This is a genomic window from Endozoicomonas atrinae (assembly GCF_001647025.1).
Classification (GTDB): Bacteria; Pseudomonadota; Gammaproteobacteria; order Pseudomonadales; family Endozoicomonadaceae; genus Endozoicomonas; species Endozoicomonas atrinae.
This window is the reverse complement of the sequence record NZ_LUKQ02000368.1, coordinates 1-4,067: the sequence shown is the minus strand read 5'-3', so window position 1 is coordinate 4,067 and position 4,067 is coordinate 1. Positions and strand designations below refer to the sequence as shown.

Sequence of the window (4,067 nt, the reverse complement as noted above, 5' to 3'; positions counted from 1 at the left end):
GATCATCCTGAGTTTTAATCTGACTGGCTATTTGATCTACCAGTTTTTCGTTGATTTCAACGCTCATTGTTATTCTCCATTTTGGAGTATTAACGACAAGCGTTTACACAATTTAAATTACATTCCCATGTTGGCTGGCTTCCTGGTCAGATTGTTGGAGTGGCTGGGTCAGCTCTCACTACAATTGGGCTTTTGAATCCAATCTCACTGGGGGTTGGTGGTGCTATTTTTGGAATACACGGTCTGGTTGAAGGTGTCATCGCCTACAATGAAATCAAATATTCCGGGCACTCTTATGCTGAAGACAATTCCAAAAATATCTTGAGAGATATTCGCCGTGAGTGTAGAGATATACATGACTTCCACCAATCACAACTGGCTCTATGGAGAAAAAAATAGCTAACGGTATTCTCTGGCCAGGTGGCTGTTAAATATCTAAAAAATATTTGCTGACATGATATGCCCTTGTCCATTGAGGTGATCATTATTGATTCCATATGGATAAGGGCTTTTTAGTGCTTCATCATTATGTACCTATCCAATAGTGGAATAACTTCTACCGCCTGCAAAAATTGATTTGAAATTTACTGCTATATATAAGTAATGAATATGAACTGTGTTTGTTGTTGGTGAAAGAATGACTGATAAAAAAGTGATGGTCAGTGCCTGTTTGCTGGGTGAAAATTGCCGGTTTGATGGCGGTACCTGTACGAACCAGGCATTAAAGGATGATCTTGAGGATGTTCAGCTGATTCTGGTCTGCCCGGAGGAGATGGGCGGGCTGTCCACGCCTAGGCCCAGGGCCAGAATTGTTGGCAGGGAAGGTAATGCTGATGGGGTGGACGTGCTGGCAGGTGAGGCTCAAGTTCTGACCCATGAGGGGAAGGATGTTTCCGATGCCTATATTCGAGGCGGCATCAAAACTCTGGATCTGGCCAAGTCATCCGGAGCCGAACTGGCGATTTTAAAAAGCAACAGCCCATCCTGTGGGTGCGGTCAGGTGTTTACTGAAGACTTTCAGAATCTTAAATCAGGTGATGGCACCACCACCGCCATTCTGAAAAAAGCGGGCATTCAGGTCGTTAATGACTCTGATTACCATCAGGCGTTGAATGACTACAAAAAGAAGTAGTTTTCTTACCCGAATAGCTTCTGCACCACCACTTTTCCTATAACGCTTGGAGTCATCAGTACTGTCGGGCTTTTCAAAAAGGTAAACGCTTCGATAAAACGCTGATGAATATCCTGGTCTTTACCGGCCAGTTTCATCAGGGCTTTGATGTAACTGTTCATTATGCTGACACCGGGTGGTTTGTTCCCAGTGGTTCCGGTATACATAAAGTCCGGGCTGGCGGCCATCAGCCAGGGGATGATTTTTCCCTTACCTATCTGCTTCTGAAGGTGAGTCATGGTCGCGGGAGTAAAGTCACTTTCTTTCCGTTCGAGCAGTGCCCTGAGTTTCTGCAGGTCTTTTAATACCATGGTGATACCCTGGCCATAAATGGGGTTAAAGCTGCAGACGGCATCACCGACCACTGCATAATTACCCGGCCACTGTTTACTATCATCGTATCGCCGCCAGAGGCTGCCAGGAACCCGGTAATTGAGCGGGTCACCAATCGGGGTAGATTGCTTTAACACCTCATAGAGTTCTGGTTGTGGTAATGATTGCGCATAGTCCATATAACCGTCGATGTCGGATGGCGCAATTTCACCGTTAAAACCCACCAGAGTGGTCATCCACTCACCATTGCCCAGTGGGTAGATCATGCCCCCCCGTTTGACATGAGGTGGTTCTGGGTAGATGGCCAGTACCTTCCAGTCCAGTGAGTCTTTAAGGGAAGGGGGGAGCCGGAACCGACGTGTGGTGTAGGAGATCTGTGTTCTGACTTCATCCTCCGTGACGCTGGCGATATTCGCTTCACTGAGCCATTTGGGGGTGTGGGTTCCCCGGCCGGAAGCATCAATCACCAAATCAGCCTCCAGTGCCTTGATTTCTTCTTTACCCGAGCCGGTCTGGTATTGCACCCCTTTGATACGATTACCTTCTTCCGCAACCATGAGGCCAACCACACGGGCGGTGCTGCTCAACTGAATGTTGTCAACCGAGAGCACGTCCTGACGAACACGCCACTCAAACTGTGAACGGTGACACCAGCCCATATTCACACCGGAGTGAAACCGCTTTTTCCAGACTCCAAACTGAAACCATTTCAGTTCTTCAGCCGCATCTGCCGGATAGATGCCATATTCCCGAGGGTTGAATTCAGGGGAGTCTAAGAGCTGTTTCAGTATTTCCATACCACTGGGCAGCAGAACGTGAGAGTGTGGCCCCTGGCCAACCCCTTTATGGAGGCCGTTCTCGCTGTTGAGCGTATCCTTTTCCAGAATGATCACTTCACGGAAAAAGGGTGACAGAGTTTTTGCTGTCATCAAACCCGCGACACTGCTCTTTGCATAAGCCCTGTCTCACTATCTCCCGAATGTTTCTATTACCATGATGCATAACGGTAAAAAATCAAGCCGCTGTTTTTTTATTGACCGGTATGGTTTTGAATCTTTTCCCTTAGCCACTGGTGAGCAGGGCTGTAGTCCGTTCTTGAGTGCCAGATCATCACGTGCTCAATCGGCAGGGTTTCAAAGGGCTGCTCAATAACCTGCAGATTAAACAGTGGCGCGTACCGGCTCGCCAGGCTCCGTGATGTGCTGCCGATGCTGTCTGAGCTGGAAACCAGGGCCAGCATGGACATCAGGGAGTCGCATTCGGCGCTGATTTTCCGGGGTTTGAGCGGTGTTTTGGTGAAGTAGTCAGCTGCGTATATGTTTGCCCGGCGAATACGCATTGTGACGTGTTTTTCCTGGTAGTACTGCTGCTCAGTCAGTGTCTGATGAATCCGTGGATGATCTTTTCTGGCCACAATAACAATCTCATCCTGAATCACTGGGTGGCTTTTATATGAAGGGCTTAATTGTCCGGTTATGTCCAGCGCCAGGTCGGCTTTCTGCAGGCTGAGTTCCTGCAGCATGTCGTCCTCATTACTGGGGGCGATAACAAATTCAATGGAAACATTACCCAGTGTTTTATCGTGCTCGATACGTGGATGAAAGTGGAGCAGTGCCATCTCGTTGCAGAGCACGCGGAATACTCTTGGTTGCTGTGGATCAAACTGTTTGATGTTGCTGATGGCATTGCTGACATCATTCAAGGCTGGCGATATTTCACTGGCGAGCTGGACGGCAATATGGGTGGGAGAAATGCCTCTTCCTTCTCTGACAAACAATTCGGCACCCAGCTGTTGCTGTAGGCGCTTCAGGACTCCACTGACACCGGGCTGAGTCATCTCTAACGCATCGGCAGCCAGAGTGATTGATCTGAGGCGATAAACTTCCAGAAAAACCGATAGCAGGTTCAGGTCCAGAGGGGTATCTGTTTTTGTAATCACAATACATAACCATTCGTGATGTTTTGAATAAACATTACTTTATTTTTTGTTATGAGTCTTGCCCATAAACTGGCTTCAACAAAACGCAAGATGGCTTCTGTTATCAGAGCCTGGAAAGCAGATCAAAGAATAAAGTTGAAGAGGTAATTATGAAAACGCAGACTCAAACCAAAGTAACCGCTCTTGTCCTGGCCATGTCTCTGGCTCTTCCCGTCGGTGCGGCAGACCATCATGACCATGTTCATGGTGATCTTGAGGTGAAGGGAAAGCCTGCCAGCGAGCATACTATTGCTGCCAACAAGGTGCTGAGTGAGCGTTTGAACTGGCAGGATAGAGATGCCTTTGAGCGTAATGAAAAGGGCCTGATTGTTCCTCTTGATGCTAAAACAGCCAATATCATGAGAAACAGTTATGATACCAATTGAATTTTCTAACTACTGTATAACTGCCCAATCACGGGAGCACAGACTGAACAGTCGACCAGCTTCGCTGCAAAGGTTATTCCAAGCTTCACAGCAACAATCTACAATATTTTCATAACCTGAAAATGCTTTGTTTGATAAGTCATGCTCCCGCATCCACTCCCATAGCCTTTCTGAGCTGTTTAACTCCGGTGCGAATGGT

General features: G+C 47.5%; 5 protein-coding genes and 1 pseudogene. 3 read left to right on the top strand and 3 right to left on the bottom strand.

The window, feature by feature from the left end:
- Nucleotides 1-196, top strand: a 196-nt coding sequence (locus AK963_RS36000) for a hypothetical protein (RefSeq protein WP_238593858.1), incomplete at its 5' end; no start/stop codon positions are given.
- 441 nt (nucleotides 197-637) lie between these two features.
- Nucleotides 638-1,132: a 2-thiouracil desulfurase family protein gene (locus AK963_RS26270; protein WP_066018312.1), complete on the top strand. Its 495-nt coding sequence runs from the start codon at nucleotides 638-640 to the stop codon at nucleotides 1,130-1,132.
- A gap of 5 nt (nucleotides 1,133-1,137) precedes the next feature.
- On the opposite strand, the gene AK963_RS26265 is transcribed toward AK963_RS26270, so the two are convergent.
- Both AK963_RS26265 and AK963_RS26260 read right to left on the bottom strand, forming a co-directional pair.
- Nucleotides 1,138-2,433, bottom strand: a complete 1,296-nt coding sequence (locus AK963_RS26265) for an NAD(P)/FAD-dependent oxidoreductase (RefSeq protein ID WP_066018310.1) — start codon at nucleotides 2,431-2,433, stop codon at nucleotides 1,138-1,140.
- A 101-nt stretch (nucleotides 2,434-2,534) separates the two neighbouring features.
- Entirely contained in the window at nucleotides 2,535-3,443 is a 909-nt protein-coding gene (locus AK963_RS26260) for a LysR family transcriptional regulator (protein WP_066018309.1), read from the bottom strand.
- A gap of 149 nt (nucleotides 3,444-3,592) precedes the next feature.
- On the opposite strand from AK963_RS26260, the gene AK963_RS26255 reads away from it, so the two are divergent.
- On the top strand, nucleotides 3,593-3,868 hold the full coding sequence (locus AK963_RS26255; RefSeq protein ID WP_066018308.1) for a hypothetical protein: 276 nt from the start codon (nucleotides 3,593-3,595) through the stop codon (nucleotides 3,866-3,868).
- A gap of 9 nt (nucleotides 3,869-3,877) precedes the next feature.
- Here the strand turns inward: AK963_RS26255 and AK963_RS35995 are convergent.
- Nucleotides 3,878-4,067, bottom strand: a pseudogene (locus AK963_RS35995) (IS630 family transposase); the annotation flags it as partial.

Excerpts from the sequence above, each read along its gene's own strand:
- AK963_RS26270 (WP_066018312.1), top strand. The coding sequence starts at position 638 with ATGACTGATAAAAAAGTGATGGTCAGTGCCTGTTTGCTGGGTGAAAAT.
- AK963_RS26265 (WP_066018310.1), bottom strand. The coding sequence starts at position 2,433 with ATGACAGCAAAAACTCTGTCACCCTTTTTCCGTGAAGTGATCATTCTG.
- AK963_RS26255 (WP_066018308.1), top strand. The coding sequence starts at position 3,593 with ATGAAAACGCAGACTCAAACCAAAGTAACCGCTCTTGTCCTGGCCATG.